The organism is Roseburia sp. OM03-7AC (assembly GCF_003462625.1).
GTDB lineage: Bacteria > Bacillota > Clostridia > Lachnospirales > Lachnospiraceae > Roseburia_C > Roseburia_C amylophila.
This window is the reverse complement of sequence record NZ_QTZJ01000006.1, coordinates 115,809-135,778: the sequence shown is the minus strand read 5'-3', so window position 1 is coordinate 135,778 and position 19,970 is coordinate 115,809. Positions and strand designations below refer to the sequence as shown.

17 protein-coding genes, 1 pseudogene and 1 riboswitch are annotated in these 19,970 nt (G+C 43.6%); of the genes and pseudogenes, 2 read left to right on the top strand and 16 right to left on the bottom strand.

From position 1 onward, the window contains the following. The first annotated feature begins 8 nt into the window (after positions 1-8). Entirely contained in the window at positions 9-1,502 is a 1,494-nt protein-coding gene (locus DXB39_RS11835) for a hypothetical protein (protein ID WP_117841942.1), read from the top strand. A gap of 1 nt (position 1,503) precedes the next feature. Here DXB39_RS11835 and DXB39_RS11830 read toward each other — a convergent pair whose 3' ends face one another. Both DXB39_RS11830 and DXB39_RS11825 read right to left on the bottom strand, forming a co-directional pair. After that, positions 1,504-1,791, bottom strand: coding sequence for a hypothetical protein (locus DXB39_RS11830; protein WP_199535139.1), 288 nt, complete (start codon positions 1,789-1,791; stop codon positions 1,504-1,506). 23 nt (positions 1,792-1,814) lie between these two features. Further along, positions 1,815-2,348: a histidine phosphatase family protein gene (locus DXB39_RS11825; RefSeq protein WP_117841941.1), complete on the bottom strand. Its 534-nt coding sequence runs from the start codon at positions 2,346-2,348 to the stop codon at positions 1,815-1,817. Positions 2,349-2,603: 255 nt separating this feature from the next. Between DXB39_RS11825 and DXB39_RS11820 the strand changes: the two genes are divergently transcribed. Next, positions 2,604-4,313, top strand: coding sequence for a methyl-accepting chemotaxis protein (locus DXB39_RS11820; RefSeq protein ID WP_117841940.1), 1,710 nt, complete (start codon positions 2,604-2,606; stop codon positions 4,311-4,313). Between the two features lie 69 nt (positions 4,314-4,382). Here the strand turns inward: DXB39_RS11820 and DXB39_RS11815 are convergent, their stop codons facing one another. From DXB39_RS11815 to DXB39_RS11750, 14 genes and pseudogenes are all read right to left on the bottom strand, one after another. Then, complete coding sequence (locus tag DXB39_RS11815; protein ID WP_117841961.1) at positions 4,383-5,489, bottom strand: ABC transporter ATP-binding protein; 1,107 nt, start codon at positions 5,487-5,489, stop codon at positions 4,383-4,385. A gap of 56 nt (positions 5,490-5,545) precedes the next feature. Continuing rightward, the gene (locus DXB39_RS11810) at positions 5,546-6,550 is read right to left on the bottom strand and encodes a FecCD family ABC transporter permease (protein WP_117841939.1); all 1,005 of its coding nucleotides are present in this window, start codon (positions 6,548-6,550) and stop codon (positions 5,546-5,548) included. A gap of 6 nt (positions 6,551-6,556) precedes the next feature. Further along, entirely contained in the window at positions 6,557-7,702 is a 1,146-nt protein-coding gene (locus tag DXB39_RS11805) for an ABC transporter substrate-binding protein (protein ID WP_117841938.1), read from the bottom strand. Position 7,703: 1 nt separating this feature from the next. After that, positions 7,704-7,952, bottom strand: coding sequence for a hypothetical protein (locus DXB39_RS11800; RefSeq protein WP_022244140.1), 249 nt, complete (start codon positions 7,950-7,952; stop codon positions 7,704-7,706). 464 nt (positions 7,953-8,416) lie between these two features. Continuing rightward, a pseudogene (locus tag DXB39_RS11795) lies at positions 8,417-9,619 on the bottom strand (sirohydrochlorin cobaltochelatase); the annotation flags it as partial. Positions 9,620-9,782: 163 nt separating this feature from the next. Then, positions 9,783-9,993: riboswitch (cobalamin riboswitch) on the bottom strand. 83 nt (positions 9,994-10,076) lie between these two features. Continuing rightward, positions 10,077-11,045: a precorrin-2 C(20)-methyltransferase gene (cobI, locus tag DXB39_RS11790; RefSeq protein ID WP_158565994.1), complete on the bottom strand. Its 969-nt coding sequence runs from the start codon at positions 11,043-11,045 to the stop codon at positions 10,077-10,079. A 62-nt stretch (positions 11,046-11,107) separates the two neighbouring features. Then, the gene (locus DXB39_RS11785) at positions 11,108-12,544 is read right to left on the bottom strand and encodes a cobyrinate a,c-diamide synthase (protein ID WP_117841936.1); all 1,437 of its coding nucleotides are present in this window, start codon (positions 12,542-12,544) and stop codon (positions 11,108-11,110) included. After that, positions 12,531-14,663, bottom strand: coding sequence for a precorrin-6A reductase (cobK, locus tag DXB39_RS11780; RefSeq protein WP_117841935.1), 2,133 nt, complete (start codon positions 14,661-14,663; stop codon positions 12,531-12,533). Before cobK ends, DXB39_RS11785 begins: the two co-directional genes overlap by 14 nt. Then, positions 14,660-15,397 carry a precorrin-3B C(17)-methyltransferase gene (gene cobJ / locus DXB39_RS11775; protein WP_117841934.1) on the bottom strand — a complete coding sequence of 246 codons (738 nt, stop codon included), beginning with the start codon at positions 15,395-15,397 and terminating at the stop codon, positions 14,660-14,662. The genes cobK and cobJ overlap by 4 nt, the downstream gene beginning before the upstream one ends. Further along, positions 15,387-16,388, bottom strand: coding sequence for a cobalt-precorrin 5A hydrolase (locus tag DXB39_RS11770; protein ID WP_243006032.1), 1,002 nt, complete (start codon positions 16,386-16,388; stop codon positions 15,387-15,389). The genes cobJ and DXB39_RS11770 overlap by 11 nt, the downstream gene beginning before the upstream one ends. Positions 16,389-16,403: 15 nt before the next feature. Next, positions 16,404-17,165, bottom strand: a complete 762-nt coding sequence (gene cobM / locus DXB39_RS11765) for a precorrin-4 C(11)-methyltransferase (RefSeq protein WP_117841933.1) — start codon at positions 17,163-17,165, stop codon at positions 16,404-16,406. After that, on the bottom strand, positions 17,162-18,271 hold the full coding sequence (gene cbiD / locus DXB39_RS11760) for a cobalt-precorrin-5B (C(1))-methyltransferase CbiD (RefSeq protein ID WP_117841932.1): 1,110 nt from the start codon (positions 18,269-18,271) through the stop codon (positions 17,162-17,164). Before cbiD ends, cobM begins: the two co-directional genes overlap by 4 nt. 20 nt (positions 18,272-18,291) lie before the next feature. Next, on the bottom strand, positions 18,292-18,927 hold the full coding sequence (locus DXB39_RS11755) for a precorrin-8X methylmutase (RefSeq protein ID WP_117841931.1): 636 nt from the start codon (positions 18,925-18,927) through the stop codon (positions 18,292-18,294). After that, complete coding sequence (locus tag DXB39_RS11750) at positions 18,924-19,958, bottom strand: pyridoxal phosphate-dependent aminotransferase (RefSeq protein ID WP_243006031.1); 1,035 nt, start codon at positions 19,956-19,958, stop codon at positions 18,924-18,926. The genes DXB39_RS11755 and DXB39_RS11750 overlap by 4 nt, the downstream gene beginning before the upstream one ends. Positions 19,959-19,970: the final 12 nt, after the last annotated feature.

Below are 19,970 nucleotides of genomic sequence, written 5' to 3'. Positions count from 1 at the left end.
GAGTCTCCATGAGTATCTTATCCAACCTATCCAGTAAAAAACGTACCTTTGAAGCAGCAGAACCAGACCGGAAATATCTGGCACAGGGCATCTTCTTCATTGCCCTAGGAACCATTCTTATTTCCTGCATTACCGTTACAGAGCTTAATCTGATGCCTCGTTATCTGCTGCTTGCTGCCGGTATTATCCCTGGTATCTTCGGCTGTTTTCGATTATTGAAATTCCATAAAGACGCCAAAGCTTTCCGGGACTACGAACCCGCCTGGGACAAAGGCCGAGGCATGTATGACCGGTTTGCCAAAGAATATAACCAGTGGAATGAAGATGGAACTCCTCCGGTAAGCTGTGATGGTGATATTACATATTTTTTGAAATTGCAGCAGGAGCGTCTTAAGGAAAAGGGCCTTCGTATGAAAAACCGTGTCATTCCGGGAAAAGGCAATACCTACGGCACTGCCTGTCTCAGTCACAAAAGTGCCTGGTATACCTCAGATATAACTTATGAAGACATCCACCATAAGCTCTCCTTTTCCAATGCTTCTGGCGAACTCTATTCCCGTGATACCGAACAGGTTATGTATGAAACGATTGTGCACAGCCCCAACGAACAGCAGCTTTCCTTTATTACCGCAACCTGTCCAAGCTGTGGTGCCGTTAATCTGGTTTCCAATCTGATGGAAGGCTGTCCTTACTGTAATATGAAATTTCGCATGACGGATTTATTTCCCCGTGTCATGAATTTATCCTTTGTAATAAATTCATCTTCCCACAAAAACATGCGTGTATTTTATAATACCATTTTACTTACCATGCTGGCATTTTTTGCAGGATTCTTTCCCTTCTTTCTCATTGGAAAACAGGAAATTCTTCCCCTGGCACTGTTCTCTGCTTATCTTGCCGCACTGGTTGGCGGTGGATTTTTAGGCTTGCTGTTAGGAGATTTGCTGCTTCTTATCGGTCTTTTCAATCGGGATGGCATGAAACATATTTCGGCTTTTAGCTTTCTGCGTACGAAACGGAAGTTAAAGGATACGATGCTTCGTTATGATCCGAATTTCTCTTATGAAAAGTTTGAAGGCCAGATGATTTCTCTTGTACGCATGGCGGTATTTTCCAATGACCCATCCACGCTTTCTTCCTATCGTGGTGGTGCATTAGACGAGCGTTTCAAAGATATGATTGAAATGACTTATACCAGTGGCATGACACTGAAAAATCTGTCCGTGGAAAACAATCAGCTGCATATGACCTTACGAACCTGGTGGATAAATTACAGCGAAAAAAATGGAAATATTTCCAAAACCGGTGACTGTATTGATGTCACTCTTTTGCGAAATATTTCCACTCCGGAACCACCTGGATTCTCCATCAGTTCCGTTATCTGTAATAGCTGCGGTGCCAGCTTTGATGCAGTACGACAGCGGTATTGTCCATTCTGTCACAGCGAATATCATATGGAAGATAAGACTTTTATTATCGAAGATATGAAATTAATCCGATGAACTATTCTTCTTCCTCAAAACCATGCTGTAGGAATTCATTCCATGCAGCATTGGTTTTTTCTAATTCTTTTTTCTGCATAATCGCATTCCGGTCACTTAAAATGGCAAGCATTTCATCTACAATTTCACCCTCCGGCAGATATTCATAGTGTGATAAATACCACAGCATCCTCTGTGCCGTAAAATCCGTATTCAGATTCCGGGTAATGACATCACAGAATTCTTCCGAATACCCCCGCTCTGTCATGATATGATAAAGTTCTATACTCTTTTCCGACTTCGGTTTCATTTTTCATTCCTGCCCTTCGTCTCTTAGAATTCATATTTTAATATGGCACAGTTCTTCACGCCAAATGCAGCATATTCTTCATTTGTCATTTCATAAAAATAGGACTGCACAACTCTTGATATGCCATTGTGTGCCACCAGAATATAAGTCTTATCGGAAGCTGTTACTTCATCCAGAAGATTGTAAATCCTCTGTGCCAGATGCAGCATAGATTCTCCGCCGTCATAGCGGGTGATAAACTGTCCCTTGGCAATCTTAAATTTCTCTCCATCCCGCGGTGTGGATTCAAATCTGCCAAAGTTCTGCTCTTTTAAACGAAGCTCTTCCCTTGCCGGAATTCCGGTAATTTCCGAAATATGCAATGCAGTATCTTTTGCCCGGATTAATGGGGAATATAATATTTCATCCGCCTTTATGCCTTCTTCTAATATTTTCTTTCCGGTCTCAATTGCCTGCTTATGTCCAAGCTCAGTCAGTGCAATATCTGTTGCACCACATATCTTATTTTCTACATTCCATATGGTCTGTCCGTGCCGGACAAAATATACGCATCCCATACTGTTTTCTCCCTTAATGCCTTATTTATGTTCTTCGTCATTTTAGCGGTTCACCGGAAAAATGTCAATTTTCATATGTTTAAACAAATTTGAGGAATAATCAGTTTCCAAGTCACTTATTATCTGAATAATTTTGACATATTTCCCATAAAGTAGTAAAATTATGATAAATATTTAGATTTTCGCTTTTACTTTTACTGTTGCATAACGCAATTGGTGCCATAGTGCCATTGTATATAACGAAGGAGGAACGTTATGTTTGAGAATCTTAAAATTAGAAACCGTCTGGGGAAGGCATTCCGTATTATCGTGACAACCTGCTCCATCGCAGCCGTCCTTGGTGTGGTTATGCTGATTGTAACCATGACTCTGTATAAGAATGCCCTGAACAATTATGGTTTTTCACAGGGTGACATCGGCAAAGCATTGGTTGCCTTTACCGATACCAGATCTGCCACCCGTGCTATTGTCGGATATGATGATGACAGTCTGATTAGTCAGATGTCCGATACCCATGACGAAAGAAAGGCCACTTTTGAACAGTATTGGGAAATTGTAGATGAAGTTACTACCACCAGCAAAGAGCAGGAAATCTATGATTCCATTGATGCCAAGCTGGAAGATTACTGGACTACTGAGCAGAAAGCAATTGATACCGGCAAAACAACCGACCCGGGTCAGAGTGCAAAAGCCCAGAATATAATGATTGATGAAGTAGCCCCATTATATGACGAAATCTATTCCGGAATGAGGGACTTGATGAATACCAAAGTAACAGAAGGAGATCATTTAGCAGATACACTTTCTGTTGTTACCCTTATTTTTATCATTATCATTGCTGTAATTATTATTGTATCCATCCTTGTTTCTTCCAAGATGGGAGCTTCCATTGCAAAGGGAATTTCAAAACCTTTAGTCGCACTGGAGAATCGTCTTAGCACTTTTGCACAGGGTAATTTACATGACCCTTTCCCGGAGGTGAAATCCAACGATGAAGTTGCAAGTATTGCAGCCACTTCTACTGAAATGGCTGAAACACTGAACGCAGTCATCACTGATGTAGGTGTTCTGATGGAGGGCATGGCAAATGGTGATTACACCATTCAGTCCGAGCATTCTGACAAATATGTCGGTGACTTCGAACAGTTACTGACCGCAATGCGTGGCATGCGTGATGCAATGGTACATACTATCCAGATGATTGGAGAAGCTTCTTCCCAGGTTTCTGCCGGTTCCATGAACCTTGCAGAATCTTCCCAGAGTATGGCAGAAGGTGCTACTGAGCAGGCCGGTGCCGTACAACAGCTTCAGGCAACAATCACTGATATTACAAGTAATATTGAACAGTCCGCTGATCAGGCTCAGATTGCTTATGATCAGGCAAAGCAGTATGCTGCTGAAGCAGAAGACAGCAGTGCTGAAATGAAAGCCATGGTTGATGCTATGGCACGTATTGATGAAACTTCTAAGAAGATTGGAAATATTATTTCTGAAATCGAAGATATTGCTTCCCAGACCAACTTACTTTCTCTGAATGCTTCTATCGAGGCTGCAAGAGCCGGCGAAGCAGGACGTGGATTCGCCGTTGTTGCTGACCAGATTCGTCAGCTTGCAGAGCAGACAACCAAATCTGCTGTAGATACCAGAGACTTAATCGAAGGTGCCCTTCAGGAGATTGCTGAAGGTAATGCTGCTGCAGACCATGCTGCTGAATCTATCGGAAACGTTGTAAATGGTATCCAGCAGATTGCAGAATCTTCCAAGCACATCAGTGATGTTGCTAAGACTCAGGCAAATGCCATGGATCAGGCAGAACAGGGTGTAAACCAGATTTCTGAGGTAGTTCAGTCCAACTCCGCATCCGCAGAAGAGACCTCTGCTACCAGCCAGGAGTTATCTGCGCAGGCAACTTCCTTAGATGAACTTGTTGGAAAATTCATCTTACCAGAAGACACTGAACAGTAAAATATACCAAAGCCCATGAAATCATAAAACAACTTTGATTCCATGGGCTTTTCTTTTATTCCAATTTTTCTATTTCAATTTTCCCTGTTCTTCTGCCAGGCTTCGCAGTTCTTTATTTAACATATTATAAGGTCCGAAATTCTCGCAGGTGCAAATACAGGTTTCACAGCCTGCAAGTATTTTCTTAGCTTCTTCCAGCTGTGCTTCTTCCATCGGATAAAAAGCTTTTGCAGTAATGACTTTTGATGCCAGTGCCGTTGCAACAGGATATTCTACGTCATTTTCAAATAAGATTCCTGCTGCAAATGGAATATGTTCTCTCTGCAGTCTGTAATAAGTTGGTATTGCAGCACCACCGCCTCCGATTACGAATACGTTCGGGGCAGCTTTATTTCCCGGCATCTGCATGATTCCAAGCATGGAATCAAAGTTCTTTTCCTCAATTCCATAAAGCTTCTGTACCAGCGAACCCTGAAAGATTTCCTCCGGTGGTCCAATATGGCTGACGGTGGTCCCATCTACACAGGCTACCATATCCGATACTTTCTGTACCAAGTCAAGTTCATGCAGCGACATAATTACTGCTATATTCCGTTCCCTTGCCAGTTTCCGGATGCTGTTTAAAATATCAAGCTTATAGCGGATATCCAGATAAGAGGTAGGTTCATCCAATACCAGGATTGCTGTATCCTGGCAGATGGCTCTCGCCAACATAACACGCTGTCTCTGTCCGTCACTGATTCTTGTAAATGACTGCTCTGCCACCTCTTCCGCATGAACCATGGTAATTGCCTCATCCACCAGTTTCCAGTCCTGCTTATCTAAGATTCCAAGTCTTCCGGTATAGGGATATCGCCCGGTTGCAACCACATCCCGGCAGGACATCAGTTCCGGATGAATATGCTCTGTCATTACCATGGAAAGGCTCTTTGCAATTTCTGCCTCTTTCATTTCCGAGGTTGCTTTCCCGTTCAGGTATACTACACCACCAAGGGATTTCAACTGCTTTACAATACTCTTTAGAATCGTAGATTTACCGGAACCATTGGGACCAATCAATGTCAATACCCTTCCCGGCTCTGCCATCAGATTGACATTCGAAAGAATGACCTTTTTTCCATATCCAACTGTGAATTTGTCTGTTACAAGCCCCTGTTTTCTTTCAGAAGATTTCATTTTTCCTGCCATGCGTTCTTTCTCTGTGTACTCTGCTTTTCCTGCCATCTGTTTTGTCATCCCCGCTCCTCCTGTCTGCGCAGCATCATTACAATTACCACCGGAACCAAAAAGACCGCTGTAACGGTACTGATACTTACTTCTGTCGGTGCAAAGAGTGTTCTTGCGATTCCATCACAAAACAGTGTCACTACCGCTCCCCCCAGAAAGCAGCCCGGTATCAGCACCAGTGGTTTTGCTGTTCCTGTGGCAGATTTTATCAGATGTGGCACTGCAATTCCTACAAAGGAAATCGGCCCTGCAAAAGCTGTTACACAAGCCGACAATAAGCTGGATAACAGAATCAGGCTTACCCGGAGTACCGTTATATTAACACCCATATTTCTGGCATAAGTCTCTCCCATCTGATAGGCACCAATCGGCTTTGCAAGAAACATTGCCGCAAGAAAGGACAGCAAGGTCAGGATAAATATCATCAGGATATTCGACCAGTTCATTCCGGAGAAGCTGCCCTGGGACCAGTTGTGCAAATTTACGATATTCGAATCATCTGCAAAAGTAACACAGATGTCTGTAATTGCCGAGCAGATATATCCGATTAGAATTCCGCATACAATCAGAAGAGACATTCTATGTACCTTCATGGAAATTAAAAGTACAAATCCCATTGCCAGAAGTGAGCCGGCAAAGGCTGCTGCTACCATTCCAAAAGAACTGATTGCAATGCCCCTTCCCAGAAGATAAATCATTGCCAGTGCTACCATAAGTTTGGCACCGGAAGAAATTCCAAGCACATACGGACCTGCAATTGGATTTCCAAAAAAAGTCTGCAGTAAAAATCCGGAAATGGACAATGCTCCCCCCAGCATGACAGCAGCAAGAATCCGTGGCAGTCTGATATCCCAGATAATATGATAAGCGGTGCCTTCTTCTGTCTGTTTCAGTAAAATATTCCAAAGCTCATCCCAGGAAATCGAAATACTTCCAGAACCAATATTCCAAAGAATTAATCCCACCAGCAATATAATAATTGTTATAAAAGAGACTGCATACCGCTTCATTTTCTTTTACCTCAGTTTCTTTAAATATCCTGCTTCTTCTGTATCTGTATTCCGAATTATTTTATTCAGATCTTCCATAAAATCTCCGATTGCCGTGGATTTCTGGAAGAAATTATTTGTGGTACAATAGACATTTCCATCCTGTACTGCCTGAAAATCTGCAAACAGTGCATTCTTCTGCTTCAATTCCTCCAGCGTACTGATTTCGCCTTCAATTGTACTGTTATATATTAAGATATCGGCATTCTTTGCATCTGCATAGAAATCTTCCATCTGTATGTTCATTGTGGAAAGTGCATTTTCTTCTTCGCCCGCCAGTTGTTCCGGCACATAGGTTCCACCGGAAAGAGCAATCATCTGCGCTACATAATCATTTGATTTCCGCACACTGATTGTTCCGTTTGCTGTCACACTGAAAAATGCTACTGTTACATTGCAGCTTTCTTTCTTCATAATCGGCTCTAATTTTTCTAATTCTGTTTCATAGAAAGAATCTGCTTCTTCCTCTTTATCAAATAATACTCCATATAAACGGATCCATTCCAGTCTGCCCAGCGGGTGTGATTCATAACTGGAACGCTCCACAAGTACAGGTATTCCAAGTTCTTCCAGCTTTTCTTTTACTTCCGGGTTATGATAAATCATTGTATTTTCAATTGCCAGATTACAGCCTTCATCCAGAATCAGTTCATAGTCCGGAGCACTGTATTTTCCTGCATATAAAATGTCTCCTTCCTCCATGGCTTCCCTGGCTTCTTCTACATACCAGCCATCTTCCTTCGTTCCGGAAAGCCGGATATCTGACATGGCATCAATCTGTCTTACCAAATCCATAACAGAAGTGGATACCAGATATGTTTTATCCAGCGGCTGCTGTAAAACCGTAACATCCTCCGGGATATTCTGCGGCACCACCATGCCCTCCGGAATAAGCAAAAAACGACCGTCATCCACGATCGTAATCATTTTATACCCGCCATATTCATCGACACTATACTGTGTTGCATAATTTAATTCCATACTCCCGGTCTTGCTGAGAGAACTAAAATCTACGGTATCTGCTTTTTTCTCCTGCTTCTTTGTACCACAGGCACAAAGAGTCAGAAGAAGTATACAGATAACGCTCACTATCATAATTCGTTTTTTCTGCATTTTATTTTACCAGTTTAAAATTCAATGTATATTCAATTTCATGAGGTGTGCTCATTGCAACAGTATCACCCACTACTGCAATGTCACAGTCAAAGCCGGATACCGGAATCGTAAAGGTGGAATTTCCGCCCTTGTTCTCATTAAGATACTTCGTTCCATCTACTAACATGTAATCATAGTTTGGACTGCTCCACACAACGGTTGCAGTAATTTTTCCATCTTTTATCACAACCTTCGCCGGTGAATCCACCGTTGCTCTTCCGGTTCCGCCCTCTAAAGTTACTTCTGCCTCATAAGAGCCATCAGCTAATTTTTTTTTTCAGGATTAGAAACAGATACTTTGTGGTCGTACCATTTTCCCTTTGTTCCAATTAATGCAAGGTCAAAGTCTTCATCCACTGCAGGAACCGGAACATCAAAGCCGTATACTTCTTCGCTGGTTCCATCACTGTATTCTACCGTATCTGTAGTAGGCTCAAGAAGCTTCGCACCATCTTTCTGTGCATCTGCTGCTGTTCCAGCAAATAAATTTACAATGTTCTTAGATGGAAGTGTGATATGTGCTGTCATTTTTCCATCCTTTACCGTAAGTTCTGCCTTGCCTTCTTTTGCTTCATTTACGTGAAACATTGTGCTGTCTGTGTTGAAGTCTACGGTATAAGTTCCATCCTCTAAGGCTGCAGAGGAATTGGAACCACCTGCTGTTGCAAGTGGTTCTGCCTCTAAAGCAGCCTTTGTATGTGCTACATAAATATCCTGGACTGCTTTGATTCTTCCAAGACCTTCAATCTGTGTATCTACACTGTCAAATGCTTTGGATGCTTCAAACTGGCTCTTCCAGGAATTTTCATCATCTCCAGCCATATCGTTGTTTGCGTGGTCTCCGGCAACAACCATTAACGGACGAAGAATTACTTTTTTGTATCCTGCTTCTTTTACTTTTTCAATAACTGCTTCACATGCGGTATCTTCCGGTTCACCTTCTACGGTTCCAACAAATGCATTTTTATAATTCAGTTTCTCTAACTGGGTCTGCATCTGGTCATATGTTACATTTGCAGTATGGGAAGTACCATGTCCCATAAATACAAATGCTGTTCCATCTTCTGCTGCTGCATCCATGCTGTCATATCCTGCAGCCTTAACTGCTTCTGATGTAATTGCTTCTGCAACGGCAGCTTTATCTTCGTTGATTACAGTTGCGTCGCTTCCAACTTCACCTAACAGAGGTTCTGCGATACGGACTGTTTCGAATTTATCCTGATACTTCTCAATTGCTTCTACCAGTTCATCATATTCTGCACCATGCATTAAGTGGGTCGGCTGTACCACAAGATTCTTAACGCCATTGTCTACCGCACGCTCTAATGCCTGATCCATGTTATCGATTTTCTCATCATCACGGGCCTGTACATGGTTAATAATAATCTGTGCTGTAAATGCTCTTCTTACAGACCAGTCAGGATTTGCTTCCTGTAATGCTTTTTCAATGCCGCCGATATCTGTTGTGCGGCTGTCATTAAAGGATGTACCAAAGCTTACTACTAAAAGCTCATTCTCTCCAATATCATCCTGATTTAAAGGATCATCCTTTGATGCATCTCCGGTATCTCTTCCAAAGTAATCCGGGTCAGCATTTTCTCCGGATACCAGTTCCTTCTGAGCATCTGTCAGTGCATCCCATGCTTCTTTTGCTGCCTTACACTGTGCATCTGTCTCATCAGTTCTTTCCTGCACATAAATTGCATCAATCAATGCTGCTACCTCATCTGCTTTTGCCTGATCATCCTTTTCATCTTCTGTCGAAACAGCTTCTGTTGTTTCAGTTGTCCCTGTTGTTTTCTTATCACCACATCCCGCAAACATGGTTGCAGCCATAGTAAGTGTAAGAACTACAGTCAATGCTTTCTTTTTCATTTTTTTCTCCTTTTCTCATGTTCTGGTTTCACTTACACATGAAAAAACTCCGTTCCATATTGCTATGAACGAAGTAAATGACATACTAACTACAGGAAATACGCTTTACGGATTTCCCTTGTTATCAAACAGTACAGCCAATTACTCGTGACCCGGAATCTCTTCCCGTACCAGATAAACGGCAGGTTTCCTGACTCAAAGATTAACGCTCCGTAATCACCTTCCCAATGTCTGTGCATCAGTGGCGCTTTTAAAAGCCTGACTACGTTACTCCCTTCTTACAGTGACGAGTTCGTACAGGATTTACACCTGTTTCCCTTTTACCCTGCATATGAATGAATTTCATTGCAGGCACCGGTTATCTTTCTATGAAATCGCTACTATACTAACACACTTTTTATTTTTTCACAAGCCATAGTTCACCCAGCCTCAACAAACTTCACCCTTAAAAAGTTCTCTAGCCTTTCAGCCGATGGGTCAGTACCTTCATAATGGCATCATAATGTTCTGCCTGATGGGGATATGTGCAGTTGGTACAAATCTTAAGTTTTCTGCCATTTGTCTCTTTGTACTCCGGTGTTCCCGGACAATGCTCCATTTCATACATCGGGCAGTAGCAGAACATACAGTTAATCTGCTCAATGTCCCTATGGCAGGGATAATAAGCGCATGCACGATTCTCAAAAAAGCGGCTGCTGTTATGCACCGGCTCATCTTTGGTCTTTACAATCACGATGGTAAAATATCCGTTGTTTTCCGGTATGTTATCCACACCGGAAAAGACTTTTTCTTCCTCTTTTCCACAATCGGAAACACTATACACTTCTAACTGACGGATGGTGCTTTCCTTTTGCAGCATTTCTTTTAACTGCTTCAGCTTCCTTCCGGACTTCATATAGATTCTGGTACCGGAAAATTGTCTCGATTCTTCTATCTCATAGGAACCGGGAATAATATGAATCTGCTCTTCCTTTTCTCCCAGCGAAATGCCAAGTCTTGCTGCCACTGCACAAAAAGACGGTACACCGCTGACCATTTCCGTATGGCCACCATGCTCTTCGATTTTCTGTGAAAGATAAGTATAGGTGGAATAAATTGCCGGATCCCCCAGCGTTAAAAAGGCAACCTTTTCTCCCTTTGCAAGATATGCTTCTATATTTTCGCATATCTTATCATGGGCTTCTTCTAACTTTTTCTCATCTCTGGTCATGGGAAAATTCCATGCCACAAGCTGATGCTTCCGTATGTCCGGCACCAGTTTTTCTACAATCTGAAAAGCATTACACTCTTCTATCGGTTCGGACGGCACTACTATGGTATCGCAGCATTCTATCACCTGAACCGCTTTATGGGTCAAAAGCTCCGGCTCCCCCGGTCCTACTCCGATTCCATATAAAATTCCACTCTGTGCTTTTTCTTTCTGCATCTGTCTTCCTCTTATTTTAAATTATCTTTTACTTCTATTTATCATTTACTTCATTTTATCATTTAATTCCATTTATCTTTTTGCTTCAATTTCGATTGTTGATACAATCCTGCCTGCTGATAGAAATGCTCCACAAAAGAAGGGTTGGACGGATAATAAAGATGAGGAAATCCCCACCAGTGGTTTTCTCCTTCCCAGACACATTCCCACCTTCTGTTTCCGGTCGGTTTTTTTGCCACGCAGTCCGTTCCACTTTCCGTACTGTCAAAATAATGGAATTCGTGTCCCCGGATTCCTTCTTTTTCCGGCAGGAACTGGCTTTCTTTCTCGGTAAGCTCCACATAGCCAAAACGCACCAGCTTTCCCCGGTAATCTGCATCTGCATCAATTACGCCTGCCATGGAATATTGTCTGCCTTCCATATCCTTCAGTGATTTATGAAGATAAAGAAACCCGCCGCACTCTGCCAATGACGGAAGTCCGCCCCGGATGGTTTCCCGGATGGCTGTCTTCATGCTGTCATTTTCGGATAATTCCTTTGCAAAAAGTTCCGGATATCCCCCGCCTAACAGTAATCCGCTGATATGCTCCGGCAATTTCTTATCATGCAGGGGAGAAAACGGCACCAGCTCAAAGCCCCTTTTTGAAAGCAGTTTCAGGTTCTCCTGATAATAAAAACAAAATGCCTCATCTCTTGCGATGGCAAGGCGGAGTTTACTTTCATGGGTGTCATTTTCTTTGATATCTGCTCTCTGATATGTCACTTTGTTTTCGTAACTATCAACTTCTGGGGATGCCGCATCCTTTTCTCCGGCTCCCCCAATTGCTAAAATCCGCTCTATCGATACCGTTTCTTTTAAGCTGTCTGCCCCGCGGCATACCTGTTCTTTTAAATCACGCTTTTCTTCCGGAAGTTTTAAGCCTAAGTGGCGGCTCTCCAGATGAAGCTCCTTCTGTTCGGTAAAACAGCCCAGCACTTCTATGGATAATTCGGTTTCGATTAACTCTTTTAATGACGCATAGAACATTTTGCTGACCCGGTTTAGTATCACGCCCTTTATGATTCCGGCTTTGTCATAGGATAAAAGTCCCTGTATCAGCGGAAGTATTGTTCTTCCCATGCCATGTGCATCAATTACCAGAATCACCGGCAGAGAAATTGCTTTTGCCAGATGATAGGTGGAACCTTCTTCAAAAATTCCGCCAAGTCCGTCATAAAGTCCCATGACACCCTCTACCACTGCAAATGCATCTTCCGGTGTCTCTTCCATAAATATCTCTTTTGTCTTTGCTTCGCCGGTAAAATAAGTATCCAGATTTCCGCCCGGCACACCTAAAATCGTCCGGTGAAACATCGGGTCTATATAATCCGGTCCACACTTAAATGCACAGACATCGACTCCTGCTTCTTTCAAGGCTTCGATTAATGCACAGGTAATCAGTGTCTTTCCACTGCCACTTTTCGGTGCTGCAAGAACTACTCCTTTACGCTTCTGCATCCGCCTCTCCTCCCTGCAAATCAAAGGAACATATCATAACCGGATTTTCCGCCTTTGGCATATAATAAGAACCAAGCTCATGATAACGGCTGACCTGCATCTGAATCATTTCAAAATTGCATACCGAAAAGCGTTCTTTTACCTGTTTGAATTCTGCCACTGTCTCAAGACTTATAGCATTCATTACAACTCTTATTCTTCTCTTTTTTGCTGCCAGTACTTCTAAAATTTCCATCAGATGTCCACCGCTTCCCCCGATGAAAACATGGGTTGGCTCCTCTAATCCATTGCATGCCTCCGGTGCCGTTCCCCGGATAATCTCCATATTTGCTACCTGAAACTTCTCTTTATTCTGTGCCAGAAGTGCTAGCGCCTCTTCTTTCTTTTCAATGGCATAGACTTTGATTCCTTTGGATAAATGGGCTGCTTCCACAGCAATCGAACCCGTTCCGCTTCCAATATCATAAAGCACCGAATCTTTCTGAAGCCGCAGGCTGCAAAGGCTGACCTGACGCACTTCCCCTTTGGTCATTGGAACTTTCCCACGAATAAAGGCTTCATCCGGGATTCCCGGTGACAAAGTTGCCGGCTCTTCCTGCGCTTCCTGTTCCCTGCGCTTTCCCTGCTCCGCACATTCTTCATTCGCTTTCTGTTCTTCCTTCTCTATCATGACAACATACAATCCTTCCTGTTCTGTCTCCCTGCACGCTTCCGGTGTAAGCACCATCAGCTTCTGCTGCGGATAAGATAACTGGTACCCCACTGTAATTCTGCAATTCTCTTTATCCGAAAAAAGTGCTCCTAATTTCCGGATGTCTTCTGCTCCGGATACCAAAAGAAACAGCCGCCCATTTTCATGCATCCTGCGTATCACTTCTGCCTGCCAGCCATCCGTATCTGTTTTGCCATGTATACTGTAAATTCCGGCATTTTCCCAGCTTACGCCACAGGCTGCTGCCATCATCTGAATGGAAGAAATGCCCGGAATGCTTTGCAAGGTTCCATGAAGTATGCCCGTTTGCAGCGCTTCCTGCAGACAGATTCTTACCTTACTCCAGCCACTGTAAAAACCAATATCCCCGGAAAAAAGGATGACTACCTTCAGTTTTTCATGCACCGCATACTGTCTGCTCTTTTCCTTAAGCCATGTAAGGATTTTATCCGGCAGATAAAGTGCCTCTTTTTCAAGCTTCGGTGTCACTGCCTCTATCAGACGTTTCGCACCTAATACAAGGTCCGCTTCTGCCAATGCTTCCTTTAACCGGACGGTCATCATATCTGCATCCCCCGGTCCGATTCCTGCCAGCGTAATCATAAGCTCCGCCGGTCTTAAGGAAAGGTTTACTCCTGTTAATGTTTCGATTTTCTCACAGACTGCATCAAAGGAAAGTCCGTCTTCCTCTGCTGCCTCCCGACGAATGATCAAAAGCGGGATACGATTTTTTAAAGCTGCTTCTTTTTTCTCTAAAAAACCTCCGGTAATGCCGCCCTGCTTTGTTACCATACATTTTATCCCATACTGATGAATCAGTGCATCATTGAATTCTTCAGAAAAAGGTCCCTGCAGTGCCAGAATCTGTTGTGGCAGAATTCCTTCTCTCCGGCAGATTTCAAGACTTTCCAGCCCCGGCAGTACCCGGACATAAAGACGTTTTTTTACTTCTTCCGATTCGGTATATACGGAAAGTTCCTTGCTTCCTGTAGTAAGAAGAATGTTTCCCTTGATTTCCTTTAATGCTTCTGCACAGGCCTCATTGCTGTCAAAGAAACGAAGTCCTGCTTCTTCTGACGCATGGATGCTCCGTTTCAGCCGTAAGTAAGTGACCTCAAGTCCATCCTCTTTCATTCCGGCAACGCAGCTTTTTATGGTTCTGGTCACTTCCACCGCATAGGGATGAGTGGCATCGATTACAATGTCAAAGGATTCTTTCCTTAGATATTCTGACATAGCTTCTTTGGAAAGGCGTCCTTCCTGAATCTTCACCTCTGGATGCTCTTTCATGACCAGCTTTCCATAATCGGTTGCCACCGATACAGTGTGGGCTATGCCTGCTGCCGCCATCAGCTCCGATAATTTTCTTCCTTCTGTTGTTCCTGAAAAAATGATTATTTTTTTCATTGCTCTATCTTATAGCCTCTTGGTGTGATTAATTTTCCATCCTGAATTCTGGTTCTGGAATTTCCAACAAAAACGGTAGTAAACATATTTACTGTTTTACTCTGTAATTCTTCTAATGTACAGGTAACTGTGCTTTCTCCGTCTCTTCCGATATTTTCCACATAACCGCATGCGCGCTCCGGTTCTATCTCCTGAAGCAGAATTTTGCATGCTCTTTCCAAATAGTCTGCCCGCTTCCGGCTGGACGGATTATAAAGTGCAATAGCAAAATCTCCCCGTGCCGCCATAATCAGCCTCTTTTCAATTAACTCCCATGGTGTCATAAGGTCACTGAGACTGATTACACAGTAGTCATGATTTAATGGTGCTCCAAGAACCGCCGCACCGCTGTTGGCTGCAGTAATTCCCGGTATCACTTCCAGTGAGAGTGCCGGATATTCTTTTCCAATCTCATACATCAGTGATGCCATTCCATAGACACCGGCATCGCCGCTGCATACCATTGCCACGCTTTTGCCTTTTTCTGCTTCCTCAAAACACATTCTGCAGCGTTTTTCTTCCTGCCGCATCGGCGTGGAAAGAAATTCCTTATTTTGGAAACGTTCTCCTAACAAATCAAGGTATACGGTATATCCGATGATTACATCCACCTGTTCTAATACTTCGATGGCTCTGCCTGTCATCATCTCTTCATTTCCCGGTCCCATTCCAACAATCCATATTTTATTCTTCATATAAAGTCAGTCTCCAATCTTCTTTTGCTATTGCAAGTGTCATTCCGTTTTCCGCTCTTTTCTGAAGCACCAGCCTTCCATTATCCCGGCAGGCTGCCATGGCTGCCCGCTCGCAGACATTGTCTACGCCCACCTGACTTTCCACAAATACCGATGCATCAAATGTCCCGGGCACCCGGCTTAAGGTCTCTGCGTCAAAGACAAGAAATGGAATGCCATGTTCTGCCGCAAGTTTTAGAATTGCCTTCTCACCCTTCTTTTTATCAATCGAAGCAATCGCCCGTATCTGTTTCCAGTCTACTCCGGCTTCCTTTAAACAGCTTTCTGCAAATGCCTTAAGTTCCTGTTCTTCTTTATTCCTTCTGCATCCGATTCCAAGAATATATTCTTTGGGAATTAAGGTCAATAATGGCTCCGGCTTCTGTCCATCCTCTGGTGTGCCGATTGCCACATCCACTTTGGCGGCATATTCCGGAGCGATTGTCATGGAAAGCTTCTTTTTTTCCAGCACCTTTGCAGAAACTTTCTTAATGCCTTCTTTTTTATCAATGGATAGGTCATGCTTTTTTGCAAATACATCTATGGCAAAGGCATTATTAATGTCGGTCGCTGTGGTAATTACCGGAACTGCTCCTAATAACTCTGCCAGCTGCAGTGCTATCTCATTGGCACCTCCTACATGCCCGGATAAAAGAGGAATGACATAATTGCCTGCCTCATCCAGTACCAGCACCGGACTGTCTGTCAGCTTGTCCTTAAGAAATGGGGCAATTGTCCGCACTGCAATTCCGCATGCTCCGATAAAAATGATTGCATTTCTTAGGGAAAACTGCTCCTTTGTCCACGCGTTCAGATTTTCCACCTGTTTTCTGCCATGATAAGTATGAATTTCACAGGGAAGCTGCTGCTCTTTGGAAAGTCTTTTTATCTTTTCGGCAAGCTCTGCTCCCTTTTCGGTAAAGCTGATGACACTCCATTTCAATGACTGCATTTTCTTTCCGCCTTCTTATGATTTTTTTGCTGCCCGGAATTCTGTGGAGAAATCTTCTGCATACAGTCTGGATTTGCTGTATCCGCTCTTGTTAATGACATCTCCAACGAGAACCAGTGCCGTTTTGGTAATTCCATGTTCTGCCGCTGTCTGTGCCAATGTTTCTACCGTGCAGATATATATTTCTTCCTCCGGCCAGCTTACCTTATAAGCCAGTGCCGCAGTGGTATCCTTTGAATAGCCACCCTTTATCAGTCGCTCAGATAACTTCTCCAACATTCCGGCACTTAAATAAATTGCCATGGAACACTGATGGGCTGCAAATGCCTCGATGCTTTCTTTCTCCGGAACTGCAGTCCGGCCTTCCATTCTGGTAATGATAAGGGACTGGGAAATATCCGGCAGGGTATACTCCAGATTCATGGCTGCCGCTGCTCCAAAACAGGCACTTACTCCCGGTGTGGAATCATAGGCTATCTTTCTTGCATCCAGTTCCTGCATCTGCTCCTGCACCGCTCCATATATGCTTGGTTCTCCGGTATGCAGCCGCACCACATCTTTTCCTTCCTGCTCTGCCTCCACCATAACTGCAAGGACTTCTTCCAATGTCATCACTGCACTGTTATATACCTGACAGTCTGCTTTGGCATAATTTAAAAGCTCAGGATTTACCAGTGAACCGGCATAGATAATCACATCCGCTTTTTCCAAAAGATGCATTCCTCTTACGGTAATCAAATCCGGTGCTCCGCACCCTGCTCCAACAAAATGAATCATTGCTTTTCCTCCAACAGTTCTTTTAATAATGCCTCTGCTCCCGGCGTTACACCTAAAAGTCCGATATCATTACTATAAACCATACATTCTATTTCCAGTCCATCCCCGGCACGATGCTTAAGATGGTCTTCAATTTTTTCCATGACATATTCCATGGCAGGTTCTAAAAGTCCGGCTTTTCGAAGCCGGTCTACGGCATCCTCTGTACCAATGCAGTCTAATATTTCCCGAAGCAGCGTTATTTCTGCGCCTGCACGGATTGCTGCCGCCGCCAGAAGTTCCATCCGGCAGTCTGCCTCTTTGGAATGGGTGTTCATAATGCCGCCGGATACCTTTATCAGCTTTCCGATATGACCGGTTAAGAGCATTTTGGAAAATCCAAGTTCTTTTACCATGTCAATGGTCTGTCCGATAAAGTTGCTGCATTTTACACTGCGCTCCAAATCATAACCATAGGTCCGTTTCATAAATTCCAATCCGTAGTTACCCGGCGATATGGCAACAATAGAATGACCTTCTGCCCGCTTCTGTTTCAATTCCACTGCTATGGTATCTAGCAATGCCTTATCACTCATAGGCTCAACAATACCGCTGGTTCCAAGTATCGAGATTCCGCCCTTTATTCCAAGTCTCGGATTAAAAGTCTGTGCCGCAAGATTTTCTCCTTCCGGCACTGAAATTACGACTTTGATTCCGCCCTGAAAATCAAACAGATGGCAGACCTCTGATACTTCTTTTGCAATCATCTGCCGTGGCACCGTATTAATTGCGGCATTTCCTACCGGCTGGTCTAATCCCGGCCGCGTAACCCTGCCAACACCGTTGCCGCCATCTATTTCTATCTGATTGTTATTTTCTTCACAAATACTCACCGTTGCATAAATCCATGCCCCCGTTGTCACATCCGGGTCATCCCCTCCGTCCTTCTGTACCGCGCAGGAAACTTCTGTTTCCTGAATTTCGATATACTCCACCGTTGCATGGTAGGGAATTCCCTTTGGTGTCTCAATGGTAATCTCTGTTTTTCTTCTTCCACTCAGCAGCATATAGACTGCTGCCTTTGCTGCGGCTGCGGCACAGCTTCCGGAGGTAAACCCATATTGCATCTTTCTTCCCCCTGATTTTACTATCGTCTTAATTGATACAAAATTGCATTGCAGATAGCTGCGGCAACATTGCTCCCGCCCTTTCTGCCCCGGTTAATGATATACGGTACTTCTGTTTCCATAATCAATTCTTTTGCCGGTACCACATTTACGAAGCCTACCGGAACTCCGATAATAAATGCCGGCTGGTAGCGTCCCTCCGTTATCATTTTATGAAGCTCGATTAACGCCGTCGGTGCATTTCCCACCGCAAAAATAACTGGTTTTTCAATGGCTGCGGCTTTCTCCATGCTGATGGTTGCTCTTGTTACCTGTTGCTCTCTGGCAAGCTGTGCCACATCCGGGTCCGCCATAAAGCAATGGGCTTCTCCGCCAAATGATGCCAGTATTTTCTTATTGATTCCGGCAAGTGCCATATTGGTATCCGTTACAATATTGGCGCCCTTAAGAATCAGTTCCTTTGCAATTTCTACTGCATGGTCAGAATAACACATTGTCTCTGCATAATCAAAATCTGCGCTGGTATGTATCACACGCTTGGTAACAGGCTCCTGCTCCTTAGGCAATACAATCTGACGCTTTTCTAATTCCTCTGAAATAATCTCAAAGCTGCGTTTTTCAATCTCTCCCGGCAATACAAATTCGATGGGATTCATTTCTCTGTCACCTCTCTTAATGCGCTTATCAGCCGCTCATTCTCTGCCTGCCCTCTTACTGCAATCCGGTAATATCCTTTGGACAGACCTCTGTAATTTTCACAATTTCGAATCAAAATCTGTTTCTTTAAAAGTAACTCATATAATGGCAGCTCTGTGTAAAATAAAATATAATCTGCCCGGGAAGGATACGCCCGGAAGCCTAAGGATATCAGCTCTTTTGTCAGAATACTCCGCTGCTCTTTTATGAGTTTCCTGCTTTCCCCGATAAATTCCGTTTCTTTTGCTGCAGCGCATCCTGCCATCTGGGCAAATACCGATAAGTTCCATTCCGGAAGCTGCCTTGCAATCTTCTGACAGACTTCCCTGTTCCGGCAGATAAGATAACCCAGCCGGACTCCCGGTATGGCAAAGGTCTTGGTAAATGCTCTCACCTGAATCAGATTCCTACATTTCATGCCAGCTTCCATTTCTTCATAAAGCTCTGCTTCTTCACAAAACGGCAGAAAGCATTCATCTACCACCACTATTATATCAAGCTCCTGACACCGCTTTAAAATCCCTTTTAAAATCTCCGGTGGAATTAACTGTCCGGTGGGATTATTGGGATTAGCAAGGTATATAAGCTCCGTTTCTTTATCTAATGCCTCAATAAAGTCCTCTCCCAGCACAAAATTATCCTTCTCCCGCAATGGAAAATAACTTACTTCACACGCTTCCGTTCCGGCAGCCCACTCGTAACCATAAAAAGAAGGAACCGGAATCAGTATTTTCTTTGGTTTTAATGCATGAAGAATTGCAGGAAAAAGTTCAGAAGCTCCATTTCCGCACAATATCTCATCTGCCGCTACCTTATCCATCTCAGCAATGGCTGCCTTCAGCTTCTCCTGCCTGATATCCGGATACCGGCTGCATAAAGACACCGCTTCCCTAAGGGCTGCCTCTACAGATGCCGGTATGCCCAGAGGATTGATATTTACAGAATAATCTAACGATATGCAATTACGGTAGATGTCTCCTCCATGTACCATATTCCTGTTCCT